The organism is Liquorilactobacillus ghanensis DSM 18630, from assembly GCF_001435235.1.
Taxonomy (GTDB): Bacteria; Bacillota; Bacilli; order Lactobacillales; family Lactobacillaceae; genus Liquorilactobacillus; species Liquorilactobacillus ghanensis.
This window is the reverse complement of record NZ_AZGB01000009.1, coordinates 1-23,025: the sequence shown is the minus strand read 5'-3', so window position 1 is coordinate 23,025 and position 23,025 is coordinate 1. Positions and strand designations below refer to the sequence as shown.

The following is a 23,025-nucleotide window of genomic DNA, read 5'->3' as shown; positions in this document are numbered from 1 at the left end:
GGTGAGTAACTTATGGCTTATTATCTATCAATCAATGGGGCACAGGTGAAAGCCCCTAAAACCTTATCAGTTGCAGTTCAGGATATTGATGCTAAAGCTGATAGGGATGCCAATGGATTGTTGCACCGGGATCGAGTAGCAATAAAACGTAAACTAACAATTGAATGGGGACCGTTAACTGTTTCTGAATGTAGCGTGATTTTAAAAGCTATTTCAGGGCAGTTTTTTTCTTGTTCATACCTTGATCCACAAGAAGGCAGCATGGTCACTAAAACATTTTACACAGGTGACCGAACGACGCCTGTCTACACATTTAATCCAGTGACATCTGAATATGTTTGGCAAAATTTATCTGCAGATTTTATTGAACAGTAAGGAGGTGAATTAAATTGATAACACAAAGTGATGCCGCATTAGCAGCATGGCGAGCTACCGAGCGAACGCTTGATGCAAAAGTCGTCATTACTGATAGCAATGGAAAAAGCACAGAATATGGGACAGCAGATATTACCTCAATCGGTTACGATTCTGGTGCTTGGACTGGTGATACTTTTAGCATTGGTTCAACCTATGAAAACAATATTACAGTTGCTTTTGCTCATTTAGTTGAAGGATTGAAACAAGGATTCAAAGTAACAGCTAAGATAGGAATTAAGTTGCCTGATGGAACATATGAATATGCTCCGTTAGGTATTTTTATTATTAGCGATGAGATTACGATGGATCGGAACAATGATGCAACAACGGTTAAAGCATATGATCAGATGTGCGTTATGCAGGGAACTTATACATCTAAGTTAACTTATCCAGCTAAAGTTGTAGATGTGATTGCTGAAATAGCGAACATGGCAGGTGTTGCATTAAACACTGATGATATTGCAAGATTACCTGTTTTACAAGATTTGCCTAGTTCAATTACTGGTCAAAGTTACTGTACAGCTATTGGCTGGATAGCACAATTTTACGGTGGCTTTGCTACTTTTGACCGTGATGGAAAACTGACTATTAGGCAAGTTACTGATGCAAGCTATACTTTAGACCCTAGCCAATATTTACAAGCTGGTTTAACTAAAAACGAAGCTACTTACCAGATAGGTGGAATTCAGTGCCAGGTCACAACGACAACTAAAGATTCAACTGGTGAAAGTAGTGAAAATACAACAACCTTGCAAGCCGGTTCAACTGCTGGTTCTCAGATTCAAATAACTAATAATCTAATGACTCAGGATAGACTGGATGCCGTTTGGAATAGCATTAAGGACATTACATTTTATCCATACTCATTAACGTGGTTTGGTAATCCAGCCGTTGAAGCTGGCGACTGGTTGACTCTCCAGGACACTAAGGGCAATAAGTTTAATGTACCTAACAATTCATACACTATGACTTTTGATGGTAGTTTATCGGCAACTTCTAAAGCAGATCAGACCTCAACCTCTAGTAGCAGCTATTCGTATTCAGGTACATTGTCACAAGTTGTAAAGCAATTAGCTGGACGTCAAGGGGCAACAGGTAATTATATCTATGGAACAGATATAACAGTAGCTCCCGCAAATGCAAAAATCGGTGATTTATGGTACAAGCAAAATGGCAATAAAGTCGAAATGTGGCTATATGAGAAACAGCCAAATGGAACTGGTAAATGGATTAAAAAAGTTGATGACTTGACTGGTACAGAAATATCAGAAAAAGTTAATACAGCCATGTCCGATGCCAATGTTGCTAAGCAAAATGCAAATAATGCTGTTGAAACAGGCAATCAAGCACTGGCTAAGGCACAAACTGGTATTGATACTGCAAACGCAGCTGCAGATAAAGCTAGCGATGCCAGTGTGGATGCAAACAAAGCGATTAACGATTCTGCGTCCGCAATTGCTCAAGCACAACAAGCAGCAAATGATGCCAGCACGGTGATTGATCAGGCGCAACAAATAGCCAATAGTTTGACTACATTGCAAAATACTGTCAGTGACAATAGTAGTGCAATCAGTAAAGCACAAAAAGATATCAATACTGCACAATCTAATATTTCACAAGCTCAAACAGATTTGGCTACTGCTAAAAAAGATATAACTACTAATGCTAATGCTATAAAAGATGCTAATGGCAATATCAGTTTATTGCAGACAAGTGCAAGTAAATTTCAAAATAGTATAACAGATGTTCAGGGTGATATTAGTATTCTGCAACAGGATTCGACTAGCTTTAAGAGTGAAATCGGGAGTTTGCAAGCTGATAATGGTACTAATAAACAAAACATTAGCATTCTGCAAAATACGGTTAATGGATTTAACAGTACAGTAGCACAAGTTCAACAACAAGTTAATGACAGTGCAGTTGGTACTAACTTGCTGTTGGGTACTGGCACATCGTATACAGCGAATAACTCCGGTGGCGCGACAAATGTCAATAATCCTATGTATGTCTTGGCTTCTGACCTGAAAGTTAATGATAAGATAACAGTTAGCTTTGATGCAGTTGCAACGGCTAACGCTCCTATTCAGATATACAAGCGTTCGGACCATAGTGGTGATGGTATTTGGGATGTTTTAGGTACTGTTAATGTAACTACTAAAGTTCAACATTATTCATTCCAATATACCATGGCTCATAATTGGAATAAGGTTGATTATCTAGGATTTAGATTAGATAGTGTGAAAACTATTGTTACTATATCTCATATGAAACTAGAACTTGGTTCACACGCCACTCCGTGGTGCCTAAATCCTAATGAACAAGCTACAGTTACACAAATTTCAACGCTGTCTAATACAGTTGATGGATTATCCTCCACTGTTTCTAAGAAAGCTAATCAATCTGATTTAAATTTAACAAGTACTCAGCTCAGTAACTTATCTAACACTGTTAATGGGTTGAGCTCAACAGTTGCAAGTAAAGCGAATAATTCTGATTTGCAAAGCACTGAAACAAAAGTTTCTAATCTTCAGAATACGATTAATGGATTAGATACGACTGTTTCAAGTGTTCAGAGTACGGCTAATCAGACGAAAACCGATGTTACTACACTTAAGCAGCAAGCTAGCGGATTCCAAGCTAATATTACTAGTTTGCAACAAACCAAAGCTGACCAGAGTTGGACTACTAATCAAATTAACGCTACCTCAAATAGCTTGAAAGTTACAATTGCTGATATTCAAGGGCAAGTAAATGACAGTGCAGTTGGTACTAACTTGCTGTTGGGTACTGGCACATCGTATACAGCGAATAACTCCGGTGGCGCGACAAATGTCAATAATCCTATGTATGTCTTGGCTTCTGACCTGAAAGTTAATGATAAGATAACAGTTAGCTTTGATGCAGTTGCAACGGCTAACGCTCCTATTCAGATATACAAGCGTTCGGACCATAGTGGTGATGGTATTTGGGATGTTTTAGGTACTGTTAATGTAACTACTAAAGTTCAACATTATTCATTCCAATATACCATGGCTCATAATTGGAATAAGGTTGATTATCTAGGATTTAGATTAGATAGTGTGAAAACTATTGTTACTATATCTCATATGAAACTAGAACTTGGTTCACACGCCACTCCGTGGTGCCTAAATCCTAATGAACAAGCTACAGTTACACAAATTTCAACGTTATCGAATACTATTGATGGTCTTTCTGCAACTGTTTCTAAGAAAGTTGATACTACTACTTTTACCAGTTATCAAACTCAAACAGCAACGGCAATAGCTGATAAAGTTTCATCAAGTACGTTCAATTCTTACAAGACGCAAACTGATTCAGCTATTCAATCAAAAGTAAGCAGTGCGGACTACAATACAAAAGTTACCCAGTTAAGCAATATGATCAATAGTAAGGTTAGCCAAAGTGATTGGACTAATAGTGCGGTTGGGGAAAATCTAGTACCTAATTCAAACGCTGATACCAGTGGTCTCCCTTATGGCTATAACTCTGTAATAGGAAAACATAGCTTTTACAACGGCGGAAAATCGTATTTAAGTATTATTCATAACACATCGTCAACCGCAGAAAAAACATCTGGAGGGCAAAGATTCTTTATTACAGCTGGGCAAACTTACACGCTAAGCTTCAAGGCTTTTAATAATGGCCTTTTGTCAAGTACCGATGTGTGGTTACTTGGCAGGCCAAATTCAAACACTACCGATGATTACACAGTTGCACAGCAATTAGTGACCTCTGTAAAATTTTCGACTAGTGGGATTCAGTATTATAAAACTACTTTTACCGTTAAGTTAGGAATTGAAAATGCATATTTGCGTTTCGATAATAACGGCACAACTGCTAATGGCTCATCTGCTGATTTGTATTTTAATGAAGTAAAAATTGAAAAAGGTGAAATAGCTACGCCATGGTGTCCAGCGGCATCTGAGATAGCTAATTATTCTCAAATCCAGCAGCTTTCCGACAACATTAATTTGCGAGTTCAAAAAAACGATGTTATTAACCAAATTAACGTTAGCTCTGAGTCTATTTTAATTGCTGGCAACAAGGTTCACATCACGGGTCAAACGACGATAGACAATGCGGTAATTAAATCAGCAATGATTGACAGTCTTTCCGCCGATAAAATTACGGCTGGGACCCTAAATGCGGCAAACGTAAATATCGTTAATATGAATGCTAATAATATTAGCACTGGAACGCTGACAGCTGATAGGATTTCAGGTGGTACCTTAACCGGGGTAAGCTTCCACCAAAGTAGTAATAACAATCAGACATGGATTGATAATAATGGTATTCATAATTATGATAATTCAAACGAAAGCGTATGGATAAAAAATGGGTTAATCTCAGTTGCTGGAGGAATCGGCAATAATATATACCTTGGGGGATATAATGCTTCGATGATTCTAGCAGATAATAATACGAAACAAGGTAATTTGGTAATTGATTCGAATTATGGAATAGCTCTCTGGTCGGATTATGATCTGACAACTTTGGGCGGTAAAGGGACACGATACGGCGGAATAGATTTTGACAAAAATTATGGAATGAGCATTACTTCTGAATATGCAATAAACTTTCTGTGCACTGAAAATGGATCTACGAAAGCTAGTCTCGGACTAATGGACGGAAGTCTGATAGTGAATGCTGCTATTACGACATTCTATGGTAGCACCGGAGTCACCGGCGATCTTTCTGTTACTGGTTCAAAAAACGCTATTGTCGAAACCTCTGCCGGCTGGGCTAGAATCAATGCTTATGAAACAGCGGAGTACTACTTTGGAGATATTGGTGAAACTCAGACTGGTTCAGGTTGTGAAGCGAAAATAATGATGGATAGTTTGTTTTTAGAAACAGTGAACACAAGTGTTGGTTATCAAGTATTTATTACACCTTATTCGAATGCAAAAATTTGGGTTGATGAACGTAACTTAGATAATTTTGTAGTTAAATCAGACACCCCCAATGCTAAGTTTAGTTATGAGATTAAAGCAAAACGCAAAGGCTACGAAAACGTACGTCTTGAAATTGATAAAGATTTTAGAAAGGAAGCAGCTTAAAATGACAAAAACAATTGAATTACAAAATGCAGATTTAGTACCGACAGGCAATTTCTTAGCAGGTTTAAAACTTAAAGGAAAGGCAAGTCGAGGACGTACCAAGCTAATCAAACTGCTTGAAGCAAAAAACAAAGAATACAACGAGGACCGCGAAGAAATTCGTGATCCTTATTTTTTACATGACGATAAGGGCAATCGAGTAACTAAAGATAACAACTATGTTCTAAAAGACGAAACGAAAGGAAGTGATTTAAACAAAGAGTTAGCGGACTTAGCAAAGGAAAAAGCTGTTATTGAATTTACGGAATATTCGGAGAAACTTCAGGCACTGTATGAAGCACTTGCTAATTACGACTACGAGCTAAGCAATACAGATGCCCTGGTATACGACTTATTGATGGATGAACTGGAAAACGATTTTGAAAAGGAAGGTAAATAATTATGGAAATTACATTAAATAGATTGGCATTTCAATTCGATAATAATGGCAACACTTCAAGCGTTTCGGTTGGCTTAAATGGTTCAGAAGATAGCAACGCAGTTAGTGCTACTTTACAAATTACTCCTAACGATTTACCAAGTGGAAAAACTTTAGATGATTTGACTAAAGCTGATTTTGGAACACTTGCAAAAACTAAATTGGCTGGTTTGACGGCAGTGAAGAGTGCTTAATAAGGGGTTGGTCGCATGGACGATAAAGAGAAAGATGATGTAAACGTAATTCAGTTGTTGATGGATATTCAACAGCGATTAGCCAAAGTTGAAGCTAACACATCAGGAATTAATGATACTTCACGAAAAGCAGAAAAGGCTTATCAGCTAAGTAAGCAAAATGAAGAGGACATTAAGGAATTGAAACAGAATAGTCAATGGTGGTCACGCACGATGTGGGTGGCTATTATTTTGCCATTAGCTTTGTTTTTGATTGAGCAACTGTTACCACACATTAAATAGGAGAGTGAAAAAATGAACATTAATAACATTTCAGATTTAGTAGTTGCAATTGCGGCCGCAGCGGTACCATTGGTGTTTGCGTATATCACTAAGTTTTTTAAGGACAACAAGCAGGCAATGTCGATTTTAGATGCAGTAGCTCCACTGGCTAAAGATGCGGTAGTTGCTGCTGAAAAGCTTGGTGTTGATAAATATGTTGATGGTGCTGTTAAAAAATCCAAAGCAGTTGAGTACGTGATGAATGGACTGAACGCATTAGGCTTTGATAAAGCAGATCTAACTGTAATCGAAAATGCAGTTGAAAAAGCTTATGCCGAAGCTAAGGCTACCTTAGAATCTGTATACCCACAGAAAACTGAAGCAGAACAACAGGCTGATAATGCAAAAGCCGTTGCAGATGCCAAGGCTAAAAAGTTAGAGTTGGCCAAAGCTGACTTGGAAACTAAGCAGAAAGCAGCAGCCGACGCACAGAAAGCCGTTGAGGAGTTATCTAAATAGGAGGCTTAAAATTGAAATTTGAGAAAATACTTTTGGGAGCAGCTATTATGGTTGCTCCTTTTTTGTGGAGTCAATTAGCTGCAGCAGACACTTTGCCAGTGTACGACATGAGCGAGTGGCAAGGCCAAAAAACTGAACAGCAATTCAAAAATGTTAAGTCAGAAGTTTCTGGATTGATTATCCGCCAACAATATGGATCCAACTATATTGATAAGTATGCTTCATACAATACTTCAATGGCTGACAAAGTCGGTATTCCATACGGACAATACGCTTATGCTCGCTTTGTTTCAGCCGACGATGCACGTCAGGAAGCAAAGGACTTCTATAATCGGTCAGATAAAAATGCAAAATTTTATGTACTAGACTTTGAAGAAAATACGGTCAAATATGGCACTACGCAAGCCGCTGTGCAAGCTTGGCTTGATGAAATGAAGTCACTGACCAATAAACACGTAATTTTCTATTCGTATAGAGGATTCGCTAATCAATATGTTGGCCAAACACTAATTAACAAGTTTGATGGCTATTGGCTAGCAGCATACCAGGGAGCTTGGCCAAACCCACGGAATTACGATTTATGGCAAAATCAGAATGACCATTCGTCCGTAGCTTTTGCTACTTCTTTGGATAGCTCGTTAGTTGACACTAATCGGAAATCCGTATCCTGGTGGTTTGGGTCCGAAGCTAAAACACAAAATAAAAAGCTCAATAACGATAGTCGCAAGCAAGGTTTCGATATTGGCCAAACAGTTACTTTAAAACAATCAGCGACTAAGTGGTATCAGCCTAGAGTAAATATTGCCAGTTATGCGAAAGGTCAGACTTACACGATTCATGACACGCAAGATTTAGTTTTGAGTAAGTCTAACCAGGCTGTTCTTTTGTACAAAGGTAATGTGCCGATGGGTTGGGTTTTAGCGCAAGACGTACATCTGACCAGTTCGAATGTATCTAGCCATTCAAACGCAAATACCTACACTGTCCGTTCTGGTGATTCATGGTGGGCAATCGCAAACCACTACGGTATTTCAATGTACACGCTGGCCAATCTGAATGGCAAGAGCATTTATAGTACGATTTATCCAGGTCAAGTTTTGAAGATTTCTGGATCCACAGTAACAAGTTCAAAAGTGTACTACACGGTTAAAAAGAGTGACACAGTTTCGGGTATCGCAAACCGATACGGTGTTTCTGTTAACCAGATTAAAAGTTTATCTGGGTTGAGGAATGTCAATTTGATTTATGTTGGCCAATCATTGAGAGTTAAATAAAAAAGCCCGCTCGGCGGGTATACATAGAAGAATTTCAAAAAATAAAAAATATTGACAAACTAATAGAATAATATAAAATTATCTTTGAATTTTTCCTTTAGGATGTGATAAAAATTTTTTCTGTTATATCTCTTATTATTTCAATATTGTCTTTTTCAATTTCTTTTTTTAGTTTTAAAAGGTATAGTCCTAAAATAGTCCAAATATTACCTGTAGATACTCTAAAAACAAGATTTGTTATACCTGAAAAAGCTATTTATTATTATGATGATGATGAGAAAAGGTCTTATCTAGGAAGGGGGTTTATGGTTAGATTTAATTTCTTGAATTCGACTTCAAGGGATATTGCGTTCTTTCATAGTTGCTTTTATGTAAATAATGAATTAAAAGAATTGTATACTAATCGTACAGTGGCGTGGAATAGTTCAAATCCACACTTCATTTGGAATAAAGGGGATAGCTCTAGTGATTTAATATTTCCAGATAATGTTAATGGAATCTTTAAAGCAAATTCATTAACGCCCTTTTATGCATACATACCTTTGCCAGAAAATGAATCTGTTCCGAAAAAAATAACTTTTAGTATCAAAATAGCTGTTAGAAGATTCCCATATATAACTATAAAACAGCAATATACAGAAATATGTTATGAATATGACTTGACGAATTTTAGTATTGAGCTTTTAATGGTAAAAAACAAATATACACATAATAATATTGAACGATACAAAACAAAGCAGATGCTTAGAAAACAAGAAGAATTAAAAGCAAAAAGAAGACCAAAGAAGAGAAAAAGTTAACTTTTTCTCTTGCGGGTGTTTTCCATTAAAATGGATAATGATCCAGAAGTGAGCAGTATTTTTTATTTACAAATAAAACGTGTGTTCGTATAATTTGCTTGAGGTGATCATATGATTTCAGCAGAAAGGCAAGCTAAATTAATTGCAGAACGAGCAAATAAAAAGGTAATTCCTCATGTGCCAGCACTTTACTACATAAATATAGTGAATAACAAATATGGCAAACGATATAATTTCTTCTTTTATAGCCAAATTAAATATAAAATGACACATTCAGTTCCCATAGCGATTTTAGAAAAATATGATATTGAATACTTAGAAAAGGTTGTAAGAGAACTGCGAAAATTAACCAATCTGACTTTCAGATACACAGATTTTGAAGATCAAAGGTGGCATTCAAACGGGAGATTAATAAGATGAAAAATATTTATTATTGTAAATTATTAAATTTTATATTGAAATGTAGTGTAAAATGTGATACATTTTTGTTGTATCAAGGGTACCACATATTACCCTAAAGCCTTTTTAGTGATTTAACAGTAACAAAAAAGAGGACTAATTGAAGTCTTCTTTTTTTGTATTATTAAATTTAGTAACCAGATATTTATATGTGTAAAAAAGATGAAGTACAAAAGAAAATATTTCAGAAGTTTTCGTTTATAAAACAAGTTATTTTTTATTGACACCGCTTGCATAACAATATAAAATATTAGTTGTAATATATAGCGTAGTTTTTTGGGTAAGTCGGTCGGTAAGCTGGCTTATTTTATTTTAAATTAAAAATGTCCATAATGTATTATTAATTGTACACTAAATCAATAATGTGTGAATATTTATGTTTTTATATTGAAAAATAGCTCGTTATATGATACGTTAGTGACGTGAAATATTTACTTTTCACTCTTTATGCATTACTCTATTACACCAAAAAAGAGGGACTTCAATTAGTCCTTCTTTTTTTAATTCTATACAAGCTTTTTAAATTCTACTAAATTGAGCTTTACAAGATTTTATAAAATATACTGTCATTTACTTATTTAGTAAAGAGATATTTACTATTTATTTCAGAAAAGTTAAAGTGAGTTCCAATAATCAGTAGCTAATTCCAATATTTCCTCAATAGTCTTATCTTGCCAGTCTATATGGTCAACGATTTTTTCAGAGTTTTCTACTATAATAGGGTATTCAATTTCAATGTGTTTGTTCAGCAGCTTTGAATAGTGTTGTTCTTTAATGTAGAGTTCTGATCCGTTTAACAGATTAATCAATTCTTGTTTTGTCATATTTACTACCTCTAAATAATAAATACGCAAAAAAATAAGCTGATTGTCTCAGCTTAAAATAAATACTTTTACTAACCTTAATTGAAATGTCAATTGTTTTGTTTATCATCGCATTGTTAATCTTAATAATCTTGCCAAATGTTGGTTCACAGCGACAACGAGCTCAATCGGTCAGTGATCAAGCATTGGTTGAAGTGGTCCAAACCCAAGCTAATCTATATCGCGATCAATTTGATACCAAGAGTGTTTCATTGGACGATTTAAAAAAAGAAGGTTTTTTAAGTGAAGCTCAGTATCAGAAAGCTGTTAAAGAAGAAATTAAAGTCAAAAATTGATGCCTTTACTTTAGTAGAAATGTTAATTGTTTTAGCATTGTTGGGGATGATCTTATTAATTACTATTAAACCGGCAGCTAATATGGTTCAACGATATCAAGAAAAAATTTTTTGGCAAAATCTGCAGCATGCTTGGAATAAGGAATTATCAACTTTAGCTCAAAGAAAAGAAAACGGTAAGGTTTTATTCAATGATCAAAAAATAATTTTTTATGAGAATAATCAGGAAAAAACAATAATTGATATTCCCAGCACTTTAGAATTATATCGTGGTTATCGGCTGCATATCAATCAAACTGGGCAAATGAATGGCGGAACAATTGTTTTTAATTCAAAAGATCATCAACGCCAGTATTATCTTGTAATTCAATTAGGATGGGGAAAATATTATGTTAAGCAGACAAAGTAAGGCGCCAGCTTTTGTTATGTCAGAGGCCATTATCGGAACGTGTTTGTTTTGTTTGGGATTAGTATTTTTCCTAGAGCAAAATCGTTTTTTGGATAATCAAACAAGACAAACAACTTTGAAAATTGAAGAAAGTCAAAAAATAGTTAATTTGAGTTATCAATTAATAGTTGAAGATAATCATCAGTTGTCCGCAAAAGAACAAAAATTACTTAATCAAATGGTGAAATAAATGAAGTCTTTGAAAGGATTTACTTTATGTGAATGTTTAATCGCTTTAGTTATAACTAGTGGTTTTATTTTGATTGTTCAATTAGGAATTACAACAATGCAGCAACAGACTTTTTCAACTTATCGTCAAGATCAATTAAATTGGGAAAGATTTACTGCGACTTTAACTGGAGACAATTTGGCTTTGCAATTTGTTTCTCAAGATAAACAGCTGATACTATATAGTCCAGTTACCAAGAAAAAGTACCAATTAATCTATGATTCTGGAGAACAGTTATTAAAATTGACTGGAGAAAGTAGTGGTTATCTTCCATTATTATATCAAGTAGAAGCGTGTAAGATTTCAGTAAAAGACGGTTATTTATCAATTAAAGCTGAAATTCATAAGCATAAATATGACTTGGACTGCTACTTACCAACGATCGAGGGATAATTATGAAATGTAAGAATACTGGATTTGTAATAGCAGGAGCAATAACCTTTTTAATTTTAATAGCTTTTTTAGCTGGGGCACAATTGTTTATGTATCAGCAGCATATGCTGACACTAAATAGTCAATTAGAGTATAATCAGGCAGTTATTCTGAGAAATGTTTCAATCGCTAAGCAAATTAAGGATCAGCAGATCATGCAATTTAAGCAAGGAAAGGTACAACGCCGTGATAATTTGTATCAGGTAACGCTTGTTAATGGAAGATCGATTGAACTAAATAGTCCGATTGAATAGTTAACGGAGAGTTCGTCACCCTTGAATTATACCTAATAACTCATTAAACTGTTTAAAGTAACTATAACTATTGCAGGAGTGAGATAATGAATATAGGTAAAATAGAACAAGGATTGAAATTATTTTTAAAATCAATCGATATTTTGCAACAAGCGCTCGATTCTTCATTTATAGATGCAGTGATTGAATCAGGTGACAATTTAAATGATGGGAAAATTTTGGTTGAAAATGGTCAACCAAGTCAATCAAAACAAATTGAACTCACAGCAATCTATGATGAAATTTCACAATTAAATTTGAAACGTGAGCAAAAAAGACAGCTGCTTCAGTTTGCTTTATTAAAAGCAGAGCAAGTTGATAAGATTCAGACTAATCATCAATTAACTCCTGATGTTAGTGGCATTTTAATTAGCTCGTTACTGCAAAACTTTTTAAATAAATCACAGCCATCGCTAATTTTAGATTTAGCTGTTGGAACAGGAAATTTATTATTTACTGTGGCAAATAATTTAGAAAAAGCTGGTTTTAAGAAACTAGAATTATCTGGAATAGATAATGATGATACTTTACTTGCAGTGGCCAGTATGAGCGCTCATTGGCAAAAAACTGCAGTAGAACTGTTTCATCAAGATGCAGTTGAACCTTTAGTTACCCGCAAAGCAGATGTTGTTATTTCTGATTTACCAGTTGGATATTACCCGCTTGATAAACGAGCTGCTAATTTTGTTGTCCATGCAGCTAAAGGACATTCATTTACTCATTTTCTATTAATTGAACAGGCTATGCTGCAATTAAAGCCGGGTGGACTAGGTGTTTTTCTAATTCCTAAGGATGTATTCAAAACTACTCAAAGTAATCAGTTGTTAAGTATGATCCAAGAAAATGGATACTTTCAAGGTCTATTGAATTTACCGAGTGATTTGTTTACTGATGAAAAAGCACAAAAAGCTATTTTACTTTTGCAAAAAAAAGGGAAACAAGCCCATCAGGCTGAACCGGTTTTGATTGGAGAATTTCCTTCAGTAAAAGAACATCAAGAAGTTGCTGATTTTATTCAGCAAATTAAACAATGGCAAAAAGAAAATTTAGATTATTAGATAGGTAAATAGAGGCAAAGAGAATGGTTAAAGTTTTAGCAATCAATGCAGGCAGTTCTTCATTAAAATGGAAATTGTTTCAAATGCCACAACAACAAGTTTTAGCTCAAGGATTAATTGAAAAGATTGGATTGTCTGATAGTCAAGTCAGTTTTATTCTTGGGAAGAAACATTATCAATTTAACTGGATAATTGAAAACCACCGAATGGCCGTAGAAATTCTTTTGAAATTACTGCGGGAATACAAAATTGTAGTGAATTTAGATGAAATAAAAGCAATCGGACATCGTTTTGTAAATGGTGGGAATTTGTTTTCAAAGTCAGTTGTTGTTAACGAACAAGTTTTGCAGCAGTTAGAAACGGTAAAAGAATTGGCACCGTTGCATAATCCCAGCAATATTATGGCAATTAAGGCTTTTGCGCGAGTATTACCAACAGCGATTAGTGTTGTTGTGTTTGATACAGGGTTTCATCAGTCATTACCAATCAAGAATTTCTTATATAGTTTACCGTATGAATATTATCAAAAATTTCATGTTAGAAAATATGGTGCCCATGGTATTAGCTATCGGTATGTTTTCAGTAAATTGTTGGAGTACTCTGATTTAAATGCTGAAGAGACTAACGCGATAATTATGCATTTAGGTTCTGGTGCATCAATTTGTGCAATTAAACAAGGAAAGTCTTTCGATACGAGTATGGGATTTTCACCAGTTTCGGGAATAACGATGCAGACTCGGGCAGGGGATGTTGATGCTTCTTTATTGGTTTACCTGCAAGAAAAACTAGGTATTGATCCACAGCAAATGCTAAAAGTTTTAAATCAGCAATCAGGTATTTTAGGGATTTCCGGAATTTCATCGGATATGCGTGATGTATTAGCTAACGTTACTGATTCTCGGCGAGCGCAATTAGCAATTGAGATTTTTGTCAATCAAATCGTTAAATATCTTGGAGCATATGTTGCGGAATTGCAGCGAGTTGACGCACTTGTCTTTACTGGCGGTATTGGTGAAAATATTCCATTGATTCGGCAATTGATTTGTCAGCAATTAGGTTATATTGGAATAAAAATTGACTCAGCAAAAAATCAGCAGGCAATTAAGAACAGATTGATTAGTTTACCTCAATCAACGGCGGGGATTTGGGTGATACCAACTAATGAAGAGTTAATGATAGCGCAAGATGCGTATCGTTTAGCTGATTTAAAAGCATAAATTTTAGTGGTGAATGTTAGTCAATCTTTATTGAATAAATTGAATTTTACTTCATGCTTTAATTAGTTTACAATTATATAAGATTGTGCTTTTTAAAATGAATGGAGTTAAGTTAATGAAAAATGATCAAAATCTGGCACGTGGTTTAAAAAATCGTCATGTGCAGCTGATAGCGCTTGGAGGAACAATTGGAACAGGGTTGTTTCTGGGAGCGGGAAAATCAATTAAATTAGCTGGGCCAGCGATTATCATTGCCTATCTGTTGACTGGAATTGTTTGCTTTTGGTTGATGCGGGCAATGGGAGAACTACTGTTATCTGATTTGAGTAAGCATTCTTTCATTGATTTCATTAGTGAATATTTAGGAAAGAAAATTGGTTTTGTAACTGGTTGGACGTATTGGTTTTGTTGGATTACAATTGCAATGGCTGATGTCACAGCGAGCGGTCTTTATGTTCAATATTGGTTTCCGACTTTGCCGCGATGGCTGCCAGGATTAATTATTTTAGCAGTGCTATTGATTATTAATATGACTGCAGTTGGACTTTTCGGTGAAACAGAATTTTGGTTTGCATTAATTAAAATTGTTGCGATAGTAGTTTTAATTATTACTGGAATTGTTTTGGTGGCTATTAATTATAAAACTCCGTTGGGGACAGCTTCGATCGGTAATTTGATTAAATATCATGGTTTTTTTCCGCATGGATTGAACGGATTTATCAGTTCATTTCAAATGGTAACGTTTGGTTTTATCGGAATTGAACTAATTGGAGTAACGGCTTCAGAAACACAAAATCCGCAGATTACAATTCCTAAGGCAATCAATGAGATTCCGACTCGGGTAATTCTATTTTATATTGGTTCATTGACAGCCTTGATGTGTATTTACCCTTGGAATCAAATTGCACCAAATCAGAGTCCCTTTGTTCAAGTCTTTAAAGGAATTGGTGTCCCGATGGCAGCTGGAATAATTAATTTTGTAGTTTTAACAGCGGCAGCTTCAGCCTGTAATAGTTCGATTTTTAGTACAAGCCGGATGATTTTTACTTTGAACTATGGAAAAAAGAATAAATTTGCTAGGTGGTTAAGTCATTTGTCGCGGCGGCAAGTACCGGCAAATGCGATTGCTTTTTCTACTTTGATGATTGGCATAGCAGTAGCCGCTAACTTTATTTTTTCTAATACTGCTTTATTTGCGTTTATCTCAAGTGTCGCAACTACCTGTTTTTTATTTATTTGGGCAATGATTATGTTGGCACACCTCAAATTTCGGCATTTAACCAGTAACAAACCTACTAAATTTTCAATGCCTTGGTATCCGGTCAGCGACTATGTTGTCTTAATATTTTTGATTTTTGTTGCCGTAATTATGTGTTTAACTAAAACAACATTTTGGGCTTTGGTAGCTTCAGTCGCTTGGTTAGGAATTCTGTGGTCATTACAGTCCTTTAAACGAACTAATAATAATTGAGATTGCGAAGGGGAACTTGTGATAATTTAAAAATCACAGGTTCTTTTGTTATCTTGAAGTAAGTTGTAAGATAATTAGTAGAGAAAAGGCGGTGGTCGAAATGCTTTATTTCACTGCAGACATGCATTTTTTTGACCAAAAAATGGTATATAGCCCGTTTTTTGCTAAACGAATGTTTTTAAATGTTGCACAAATGAATCAAACAATGATTAATAATTGGAAACAAACAGTTACTGATGATGATGTCGTTTATCATCTAGGTGATTTGGCTTTAATTCCGAGCAAAAAAGCAGCTTATCAGCAATTGTTTATGATTTTACAGCAGTTACCTGGTAGGATAGTTTTAATCAAAGGAAATCATGATTCACGGGCTTTGTTTCGCTACTTGGCAAAACATAATTATCAGTTTATTAATGGAGATTTTAAATTTACTTTTCATGATGTTGGTTGTTTACTAAAATTTGCACATCAGCAATTTTTTTTAACACATTATCCGATGATGCTGGGTAAAGGTGGAAATCGAATCAACTTGCACGGGCATATACATCATGCAAGCTGTAATACGGTCAATAACATTAATGTTGGTGTCGACAGTCCAGAAAAAGAATATTTAGCAGCTCCACCTCTTTTCGGGGCACCTTTTAGTCAAAAACAAGTTTTAGAAATGGTTGATAAAAAACGGCAAGATTTTCAAAAAATGCAATTTTGATTTGCATTGTATATGGTTTAGGAGGAGAAAAAATTGACAGTAGAACGAGTAGTAGTTTTACACACAAATGATCTGCATTCGCATTTTGAAAACATTCCTAAAATACGCAGATATTTGCAACATACTAGAAAAAAACTGGAACAAGAACAAGTTACTGTAATTACGGTTGATTTGGGTGATGCAATGGATCGGGTTCATCCATATACTGAGGCAACTGACGGGAAGATTAACATTAAATTAATGAATCAAATTGGATATGATGCAGTTACAATTGGTAATAATGAAGGAATTGGTAATTCGCATCAGCAGTTGACAGATTTGTATACACAAGCTAATTTTCCGGTAGTTGTTGATAATTTGCTTGACAGAACGACTGGGAAACCGCCAAAATGGACTTGTCAAAGTAAAATTATTGTTACTCAAGCTGGAACCAAAATTGGCTTATTGGGGTGTACAGCTCCGTTTGCTGCGACTTATGATATGAATGATTGGCAGGCTTTAGCTGTTGATCAAGTTTTACCGCAACAAGTGCAAGCATTGGCTGCTAAAACAGATTATATTATTTTGTTATCTCATTTAGGAATTAACTGGGATCGAAAAATAGCCCATGAATATCCACAAATCGATTTAATTCTTGGAAGTCACACGCATCATTTATTGGAAACAGGTGAACAGGTTGGTCAGGCTTTGCTTTGTGCAGCTGGTAAGTGGGGACAATATGTTGGTCAAGCAACACTGACTTTTGATAAGCATCAACTTAAATCTGCTCAAGCTAAAGTGATTAAAACTGAGGATTTACCAGAACAAGTTGGTGATCAAGTTGAAATAGCTAATTATCAACAAATGGGGGAAAAATTATTACAACGTTTTAAAGTGGCTAATTTGCCAACTGAACTTAATGCTGCTTGGCAGAGTACTTCACCATTAATGCAGGCAACACTAGCTGCTATTGAACAATTGACCGGAACCGATTTAGCAATTTTAAATGGCGGATTGTTTTTAGGTGATCTTCATCAAGGAATTGTTACCCGAAATGATTTACATCGTATTTTACCGCATCCAATGCGAGTGGTTAAAGTCCGTTTAAATGGATACAACTTATGGCGCTTAATTCGAGAAATGGAAAAGAATCGCAATCATTTGCGGAATGCAATTGTTAAGGGAAATGGTTTTCGCGGTAAAATTTTTGGAGAATTAGTCTATGCTGGGATAAAATTCGATTCAGCAGATAAAATGGTAATGATTAATAATCACCCAATTAATTTAAGTGCTGATTATGAAATTGCTACAGTAGATAATTTTATATATTGTCCATATTTTCCAACGCTTGAAATAGCAGGGCATGCTAAATATTGGGGTGATCGTTTTTTACGGGATATTCTTGGCGATTACTTAGCAGATTTGTACCCAATCAGAAAGGAGCAGGGGGTTGAATAACGAGAAAAAAGAACGTCGTGAAGCGCAATTAGCAAAAAAAGCGGCGACACTGAAAGAATATGCGAGTGTTGTTAAGGTAACTGGGAAAAATGAGTTAACTATCGATGGTCGACCGTATTTATTGATTAAAGATTGCCGTGAAGGTTTTCAAGTTGAAAAATTGGAAGAAAGATTCAGCCAAATCTTGACAAAATATGATTATATTGTCGGAGATTGGGGTTTTGACCAATTGCGTTTACATGGATTTTATGAAGAAAATAGTCAAAAAGGGTTACCAACGCAGAATATATCGCATTTAGAAGATTATTTGTATGAGTATTGTAATTTTGGCTGTGCATATTTTATTTTGAAAAATCTGGCAGTGACAACACCGGCTAAACGTAGTCGGAAATCGCGTCGGAAAGATAATTCGTCACGACAAGAAAACAGAACAAAAGAAACAGGCAAGTCAACTGCAAAGAAGAATTCAAAATCTACAAATGCTAAACAGAAGTTCGAAATTCATCAACGAAAAGATAAGAAAAAACAAACTAATAATTTAAAAAATAATGCCGTTAAAAAAAATAAACGGACACACCAACGTCATTTTACGATTCGGCAAAAAAACAAACAGAAATAGTTGAAAAGAGAGAATAAGAGAATGCAGCAATATCAAGGATATTTGATTGATTTAGATGGAACGATGTATCGTGGTAGAATTAAGATTCCTGCAGCTAAGCGGTTTATTGAACGCTTGCAGCAAGCAGAAATTCCGTTTTTATTTGTAACTAATAATAGTACGCAGACACCGGAAATGGTAGCAGCAAATTTGACTGAAAATTTTGACATTCATGTTTTACCAGAGAATGTTTATACTACTGCTTTGGCAACCGCTGATTACCTTGCTGATCTTGATTCGAAGAAAAGAACAGTTTATGCGATTGGTGAGTTAGGATTGAAACAGGCGCTTTTGGATAAGGGCTTTCGCTTTGAAGAAAAGACACCAGATTATGCTGTTGTCGGATTAGATTATGACGTTACGTATCATAAATTTGAACTAGCAACTTTAGCAATTAAGCGTGGAGCAAAATTTATCGGAACAAACGCCGATACAAATTTGCCAAACGAGCGTGGTTTGGTTCCTGGTGCCGGCTCGGTGATTGCGTTAGTTGAGTGCTCGACTCAACAAAAGGCAACTTATATTGGGAAACCAGAAAAAATCATTATGGCAAAGGCTTTGAAAAAAATAGGTTTGAATAAGGAGCAGGTGCTGATGGTCGGTGACAATTATCAAACTGATATTAAAGCCGGTATCAATTTTGGAATTGATACATTGCTTGTTTACACCGGAGTTTCGACTCGTCAACAAATAGCACAACAAAAAGTTAAACCAACTTATGAAATAAATTCACTTGATGAATGGAAAGTTAAATGATATTAATCAGTTGGAAAGAATTATTTAGATGGATAGTTTTGGGTATTTTTATAATCAGTTTGGCAATTACAATTACGATAAATTTTACGCCACTTTATTATTATTTTGTCTATCATTACCAGTTAGCCTCATTAGTAAATTTAAGTAGTGGAGAAGTGATAAGTGAATATCATCGATTGTTGGCTTATTTGAATTTTCCGTGGATTACGCACTTAAAGTTGATTTTTCCAAGTACTTTGGCTGCTAAACAGCATTTTGAAGATGTTAAACATTTATTTTTAATTAACTATCTTTGTTTAGTTATGACAGTTTTCCCGGCAAGCAAATATCTGTCTGAATTGAAAAAAACTAGCAGTTGGTGGCGATTAATGCCACTTTGTAGAATGGTTGTCAGCATTTTGATAGTAATTTTATTGTTTGCTGGGGTAGACTTTAATGATTTTTTTATTTTTTTTCACCGAGCTTTATTTCGTAATCAAGATTGGTTATTTGATCCCTCGAAAGACCCAATCATCAAAGTATTGCCTGAGAATTTTTTTGCGGCTGCCTTTGGATTGTTCTTTCTAATTCTACTTTTTAGCTTAAGTCTAGGTTTCTTTCTAGGAAAGAAGAGTTTAAAAAAAAGAACTGAACAATAGTTGGAACATTAATTCCACTATCATTCAGTTCTTTTTACTTTAGTTAGATAATTTTTTTTTCAAGAAACTAATAATTGCTGGCAATAAGGAAACGACGATGATTCCAATTATTACCAAGGAAAAATGTTCTTTGACGATTGGAAAGTTTCCAAAATAAAAACCACTAACGCAGCAAAGGGCCATCCATGAGGTTGCTCCTAAAAAATTAAATTTGAAAAAATCTTTAAATGGCATACCACTCCCACCTGCAATGAAGGGTGCCATTGTACGAATAATCGGCATGAATCTAGCTAAAGAAATGGCAATTGCACCGTGCTTTTCAAAAAAATTTCGCGTTTTAATTAAATCTTCTTCTTTAATGAATCTTCCAAGAAAAGACCCCGGTTGGACGTGACTTCCAGTTTTTTGACCAATTTTGAAGTTTAACGAATCGCCTAGCAATGGCGCTAACCAAAATAATAAAACTAAAAGCCAGATATTTAGGTGGTAGCTAGGATTCGCAGCTAAAGCACTGGCTGCAAATAGTAATGAGTCCCCAGGTAAGAATGGTAAAATGACAGCACCTGTTTCAATGAAGATGATTAAAAATAAGATTAGATAGGTCCAGTCACCAAATGTATTAATAATCGTGACTAAATGATTATCAATATGCAAAATGAAGTCGATCAAAAAATTCATACTGCTCTCCTTAAATATTAGTTAAAATGTTCACTTTTTGGCAAAGCCTTGACTAACTGTGTGCTATGCATTGGTTGTCTTCTATCAGGGTATAGCTCCAGTAGAGCATTATTAACAGCAATTGGAGCTTCCCCAAAACCAGCGGCGATCAAGTTTAATTTGCCATTATAGTTTGTTACATCGCCAATTGCATATATTCCCGGAATTGCAGTTTCCATTTCTGAGTTGACACTAATCAAGCCATGCTGAACAGCTAAATTCCAATTTTTTAAATATTTGTTATTTGAAACAATACCATAATTGACTAAAAGATAATCTGCTTCGATCTCTTTTTGTTGTGTACCGCGGACTTCTTTTAACGTAACCTTAATTCTTTGCTGATCACTCGGAGTGATCTTGTCAATTAAAAATGGTGTTTCGATTACTGCGTCCGTTTCTTTTAGTTTTGCGACATTGCTTTCGAGCGCACGAAATTTATTACGTCGATGAACGATATGCAAAGATTTAGCTTTAGGCATCAAATCTAAAGCCCAGTCAACGGCCGAATCACCACCACCAGCGATAATCAAATCTTTGCCAGAAAATTCATTAGGATCTTTAATAAAGTAACGCAGCTGGTTATTTTCAAACTGACTTGCTTCGGGTAAATTTAGTCTGCGCGGCTGAAAAGCACCAACGCCAGTAGCAATAATGATTGCTTTGGTAAAGGTTGTACGTTTTGAGGTAATCAATTTGAAAAATTTGTTTTCCTGGTGGATTTGTTGAACAGTTTCGGCTAAATAAAACTCAGGATTAAATTGTTCAGCCTGATCAACTAAATTTTTGACTAGGTCTGTACCGGTAATAACAGGATATCCTGGAATATCATAGATCTTTTTGGCTGGGAAAAGTGCAGCGACTTGTCCGCCGAGCTGATCAAGACTTTCAATGACTTGAACTTTCGCTTGGCGCATCTTGGCGTAAGCTGCTGCGAAAACACCAACAGGTCCGCCTCCGATAATTGTAATGTCGTAATATTTATCTGACATTAGAGTTACTCCCTTCATACTAATTACACTATGTTACCTTAGCATAGATAGTATACAAAATAAAATTGAATTGGAAAAAATTTATTTTTTTAGTACAATTAAAGTAATATTGATATTAATCGAAGGAGTTAAGCCAAATGTATCCACAAATTAATGAGATTGATCCAGCTAATCCGGTAGTAGAAATTACAAGTGATCTTGGGAAAATTATAATTGAGCTTTTCCCAAAACAAGCACCTAAAAGTGTTGAAAATTTTTTAGGACTGAGTAAAAAGGGTTATTACAATGGTACTATTTTTCACCGTGTTATTAAGGATTTTATGATTCAAGGTGGCGATCCTATGGGAACGGGGATGGGTGGCCAGAGTCTGTGGGGAAAACCATTTGAAGATGAATTTTCAAATGAATTGTTTAATCTGCGTGGGGCTTTGTCAATGGCTAATGCTGGGCCAAATACTAATGGAAGCCAATTTTTTATTGTACAGAATCAAAATTTGCCTGCTCAAATGGTAGGTCAGTTGAAAGCAGCAAATTATCCACAAGAAATTATTCAAGCCTATCTTGAAGGTGGAACGCCATGGTTGGATCATCGTCACACTGTTTTTGGACAAGTTAGAACTGGAATGGCGATCGTGGATAAAATTGCGACATTAAAAACTAACAATGATCGACCAGTTGAGGATGTAACAATTAAAAACATTGTTATTAAATAAATTTGTAAGCAATTTTTAGTAGGAGTGTGATAGATTGGTTTATAAAATTGGAATGACAATTATCGGCAAAGTAACTGGAATTCAATCCTATGGTGTTTTTGTCGGTTTAGATGATCGAGTTCAGGGACTAATTCACATTTCTGAGTGTCAGCAAGGATATGTAGCGGATATTCATAAGCTGTTAAAAGTTGGTCAACAAGTCAAGGTAATGATTATTGATATTGATGAATATACAAAAAAGATAAGTTTGTCTTTAAGGTGTATTACTAAACCACCTCAAAGGGCGGTAAAAACTAAAGTTAAGTGTCTTCATAAACATTACTGGACTAGTCGGCAAGTTAATACAGGATTTGAACCGATTGCAGTTAGAATGTCGACTTGGATCAGAGAAGGCATAGGATGTATTGAAAAAAATAATAAATGAAGTTACTTTTCTTGAAATTTTTGCTTGACTTATTGAATGCTCAAAGGTATTATTTAATATGTTGCTGCTATGCAAACGAGCTTTTAAATAATAAACGATTTAAATTAGTTGTTGACTATTTTTAAATTACGGTGTATGATTTAAAAGTTGTGTTATTAAAGCAGTAGACCTTTGAAAACTGAACAAAGTTTCGA

General features: G+C 35.2%; 27 protein-coding genes. 24 read left to right on the top strand and 3 right to left on the bottom strand.

Going from position 1 to position 23,025, the window contains the following annotated elements; translation table 11 throughout:
• Nucleotides 1-12: 12 nt before the first annotated feature.
• From FC89_RS02980 to FC89_RS02940, 9 genes are all read left to right on the top strand, one after another.
• On the top strand, nt 13-375 hold the full coding sequence (locus FC89_RS02980) for a DUF6711 family protein (protein ID WP_057871071.1): 363 nt from the start codon (nt 13-15) through the stop codon (nt 373-375).
• 14 nt (nt 376-389) lie between these two features.
• A complete protein-coding gene (locus FC89_RS02975) occupies nt 390-5,498 on the top strand; it encodes a hypothetical protein (protein WP_057871070.1) in 5,109 nt (1,702 codons plus the stop codon).
• A 1-nt stretch (nt 5,499) separates the two neighbouring features.
• On the top strand, nt 5,500-5,937 hold the full coding sequence (locus FC89_RS02970; protein ID WP_057871069.1) for a DUF1617 family protein: 438 nt from the start codon (nt 5,500-5,502) through the stop codon (nt 5,935-5,937).
• Nucleotides 5,938-5,939: 2 nt separating this feature from the next.
• Nucleotides 5,940-6,170, top strand: a complete 231-nt coding sequence (locus FC89_RS02965; protein ID WP_057871068.1) for a hypothetical protein — start codon at nt 5,940-5,942, stop codon at nt 6,168-6,170.
• 15 nt (nt 6,171-6,185) lie between these two features.
• Nucleotides 6,186-6,452, top strand: coding sequence for a hemolysin XhlA family protein (locus tag FC89_RS02960; protein WP_057871067.1), 267 nt, complete (start codon nt 6,186-6,188; stop codon nt 6,450-6,452).
• 12 nt (nt 6,453-6,464) lie between these two features.
• The gene (locus FC89_RS02955) at nt 6,465-6,950 is read left to right on the top strand and encodes a phage holin (protein WP_057871066.1); all 486 of its coding nucleotides are present in this window, start codon (nt 6,465-6,467) and stop codon (nt 6,948-6,950) included.
• Nucleotides 6,951-6,961: 11 nt separating this feature from the next.
• Nucleotides 6,962-8,224: a LysM peptidoglycan-binding domain-containing protein gene (locus FC89_RS02950; protein ID WP_057871065.1), complete on the top strand. Its 1,263-nt coding sequence runs from the start codon at nt 6,962-6,964 to the stop codon at nt 8,222-8,224.
• A gap of 305 nt (nt 8,225-8,529) precedes the next feature.
• A complete protein-coding gene (locus tag FC89_RS02945; RefSeq protein ID WP_057871064.1) occupies nt 8,530-9,024 on the top strand; it encodes a hypothetical protein in 495 nt (164 codons plus the stop codon).
• Between the two features lie 111 nt (nt 9,025-9,135).
• Nucleotides 9,136-9,444 carry a hypothetical protein gene (locus FC89_RS02940; RefSeq protein ID WP_057871063.1) on the top strand — a complete coding sequence of 103 codons (309 nt, stop codon included), beginning with the start codon at nt 9,136-9,138 and terminating at the stop codon, nt 9,442-9,444.
• Between the two features lie 653 nt (nt 9,445-10,097).
• On the opposite strand, the gene FC89_RS02935 is transcribed toward FC89_RS02940, so the two are convergent.
• Entirely contained in the window at nt 10,098-10,307 is a 210-nt protein-coding gene (locus FC89_RS02935; protein WP_057871062.1) for a hypothetical protein, read from the bottom strand.
• Between the two features lie 86 nt (nt 10,308-10,393).
• Here FC89_RS02935 and FC89_RS02930 point away from each other — a divergent pair, with 86 nt between their 5' ends.
• From FC89_RS02930 to FC89_RS02870, 13 genes are all read left to right on the top strand, one after another.
• Entirely contained in the window at nt 10,394-10,642 is a 249-nt protein-coding gene (locus FC89_RS02930; protein ID WP_057871061.1) for a hypothetical protein, read from the top strand.
• A complete protein-coding gene (comGD, locus tag FC89_RS02925) occupies nt 10,590-11,051 on the top strand; it encodes a competence type IV pilus minor pilin ComGD (RefSeq protein WP_057871060.1) in 462 nt (153 codons plus the stop codon). The genes FC89_RS02930 and comGD overlap by 53 nt, the downstream gene beginning before the upstream one ends.
• The gene (locus tag FC89_RS02920) at nt 11,032-11,280 is read left to right on the top strand and encodes a hypothetical protein (protein ID WP_057871059.1); all 249 of its coding nucleotides are present in this window, start codon (nt 11,032-11,034) and stop codon (nt 11,278-11,280) included. Before comGD ends, FC89_RS02920 begins: the two co-directional genes overlap by 20 nt.
• Complete coding sequence (locus tag FC89_RS02915) at nt 11,281-11,712, top strand: competence type IV pilus minor pilin ComGF (RefSeq protein WP_057871058.1); 432 nt, start codon at nt 11,281-11,283, stop codon at nt 11,710-11,712.
• Between the two features lie 2 nt (nt 11,713-11,714).
• Entirely contained in the window at nt 11,715-12,005 is a 291-nt protein-coding gene (locus FC89_RS02910) for a hypothetical protein (protein WP_057871057.1), read from the top strand.
• An 86-nt stretch (nt 12,006-12,091) separates the two neighbouring features.
• A complete protein-coding gene (locus tag FC89_RS02905; protein WP_057871056.1) occupies nt 12,092-13,102 on the top strand; it encodes a class I SAM-dependent methyltransferase in 1,011 nt (336 codons plus the stop codon).
• Nucleotides 13,103-13,125: 23 nt separating this feature from the next.
• Complete coding sequence (locus FC89_RS02900; protein ID WP_057871055.1) at nt 13,126-14,319, top strand: acetate/propionate family kinase; 1,194 nt, start codon at nt 13,126-13,128, stop codon at nt 14,317-14,319.
• A gap of 115 nt (nt 14,320-14,434) precedes the next feature.
• The gene (locus FC89_RS02895) at nt 14,435-15,790 is read left to right on the top strand and encodes an amino acid permease (protein WP_157060641.1); all 1,356 of its coding nucleotides are present in this window, start codon (nt 14,435-14,437) and stop codon (nt 15,788-15,790) included.
• Between the two features lie 100 nt (nt 15,791-15,890).
• Nucleotides 15,891-16,499 (top strand): metallophosphoesterase, encoded by a 609-nt coding sequence (locus tag FC89_RS02890; protein WP_057871053.1) that lies wholly within the window; start codon nt 15,891-15,893, stop codon nt 16,497-16,499.
• Nucleotides 16,500-16,532: 33 nt separating this feature from the next.
• Nucleotides 16,533-17,936 (top strand): bifunctional metallophosphatase/5'-nucleotidase, encoded by a 1,404-nt coding sequence (locus tag FC89_RS02885; RefSeq protein ID WP_057871052.1) that lies wholly within the window; start codon nt 16,533-16,535, stop codon nt 17,934-17,936.
• A complete protein-coding gene (locus FC89_RS02880) occupies nt 17,929-18,555 on the top strand; it encodes a YutD family protein (protein ID WP_057871051.1) in 627 nt (208 codons plus the stop codon). The genes FC89_RS02885 and FC89_RS02880 overlap by 8 nt, the downstream gene beginning before the upstream one ends.
• Before the next feature lie 21 nt (nt 18,556-18,576).
• The gene (locus FC89_RS02875) at nt 18,577-19,350 is read left to right on the top strand and encodes a TIGR01457 family HAD-type hydrolase (protein ID WP_057871050.1); all 774 of its coding nucleotides are present in this window, start codon (nt 18,577-18,579) and stop codon (nt 19,348-19,350) included.
• Nucleotides 19,347-19,988, top strand: coding sequence for a TIGR01906 family membrane protein (locus FC89_RS02870; RefSeq protein ID WP_057871049.1), 642 nt, complete (start codon nt 19,347-19,349; stop codon nt 19,986-19,988). Before FC89_RS02875 ends, FC89_RS02870 begins: the two co-directional genes overlap by 4 nt.
• Before the next feature lie 39 nt (nt 19,989-20,027).
• On the opposite strand, the gene FC89_RS02865 is transcribed toward FC89_RS02870, so the two are convergent.
• Together FC89_RS02865 and FC89_RS02860 are read right to left on the bottom strand one after the other, a co-directional pair.
• Nucleotides 20,028-20,666: a VTT domain-containing protein gene (locus tag FC89_RS02865; RefSeq protein ID WP_057871048.1), complete on the bottom strand. Its 639-nt coding sequence runs from the start codon at nt 20,664-20,666 to the stop codon at nt 20,028-20,030.
• A 17-nt stretch (nt 20,667-20,683) separates the two neighbouring features.
• Nucleotides 20,684-21,694 (bottom strand): NAD(P)/FAD-dependent oxidoreductase, encoded by a 1,011-nt coding sequence (locus FC89_RS02860; RefSeq protein ID WP_057871047.1) that lies wholly within the window; start codon nt 21,692-21,694, stop codon nt 20,684-20,686.
• A gap of 137 nt (nt 21,695-21,831) precedes the next feature.
• On the opposite strand from FC89_RS02860, the gene FC89_RS02855 reads away from it, so the two are divergent.
• Together FC89_RS02855 and FC89_RS02850 are read left to right on the top strand one after the other, a co-directional pair.
• Complete coding sequence (locus FC89_RS02855; protein WP_057871046.1) at nt 21,832-22,407, top strand: peptidylprolyl isomerase; 576 nt, start codon at nt 21,832-21,834, stop codon at nt 22,405-22,407.
• Nucleotides 22,408-22,441: 34 nt separating this feature from the next.
• The gene (locus FC89_RS02850) at nt 22,442-22,831 is read left to right on the top strand and encodes a CvfD/Ygs/GSP13 family RNA-binding post-transcriptional regulator (protein WP_057871045.1); all 390 of its coding nucleotides are present in this window, start codon (nt 22,442-22,444) and stop codon (nt 22,829-22,831) included.
• Nucleotides 22,832-23,025: the final 194 nt, after the last annotated feature.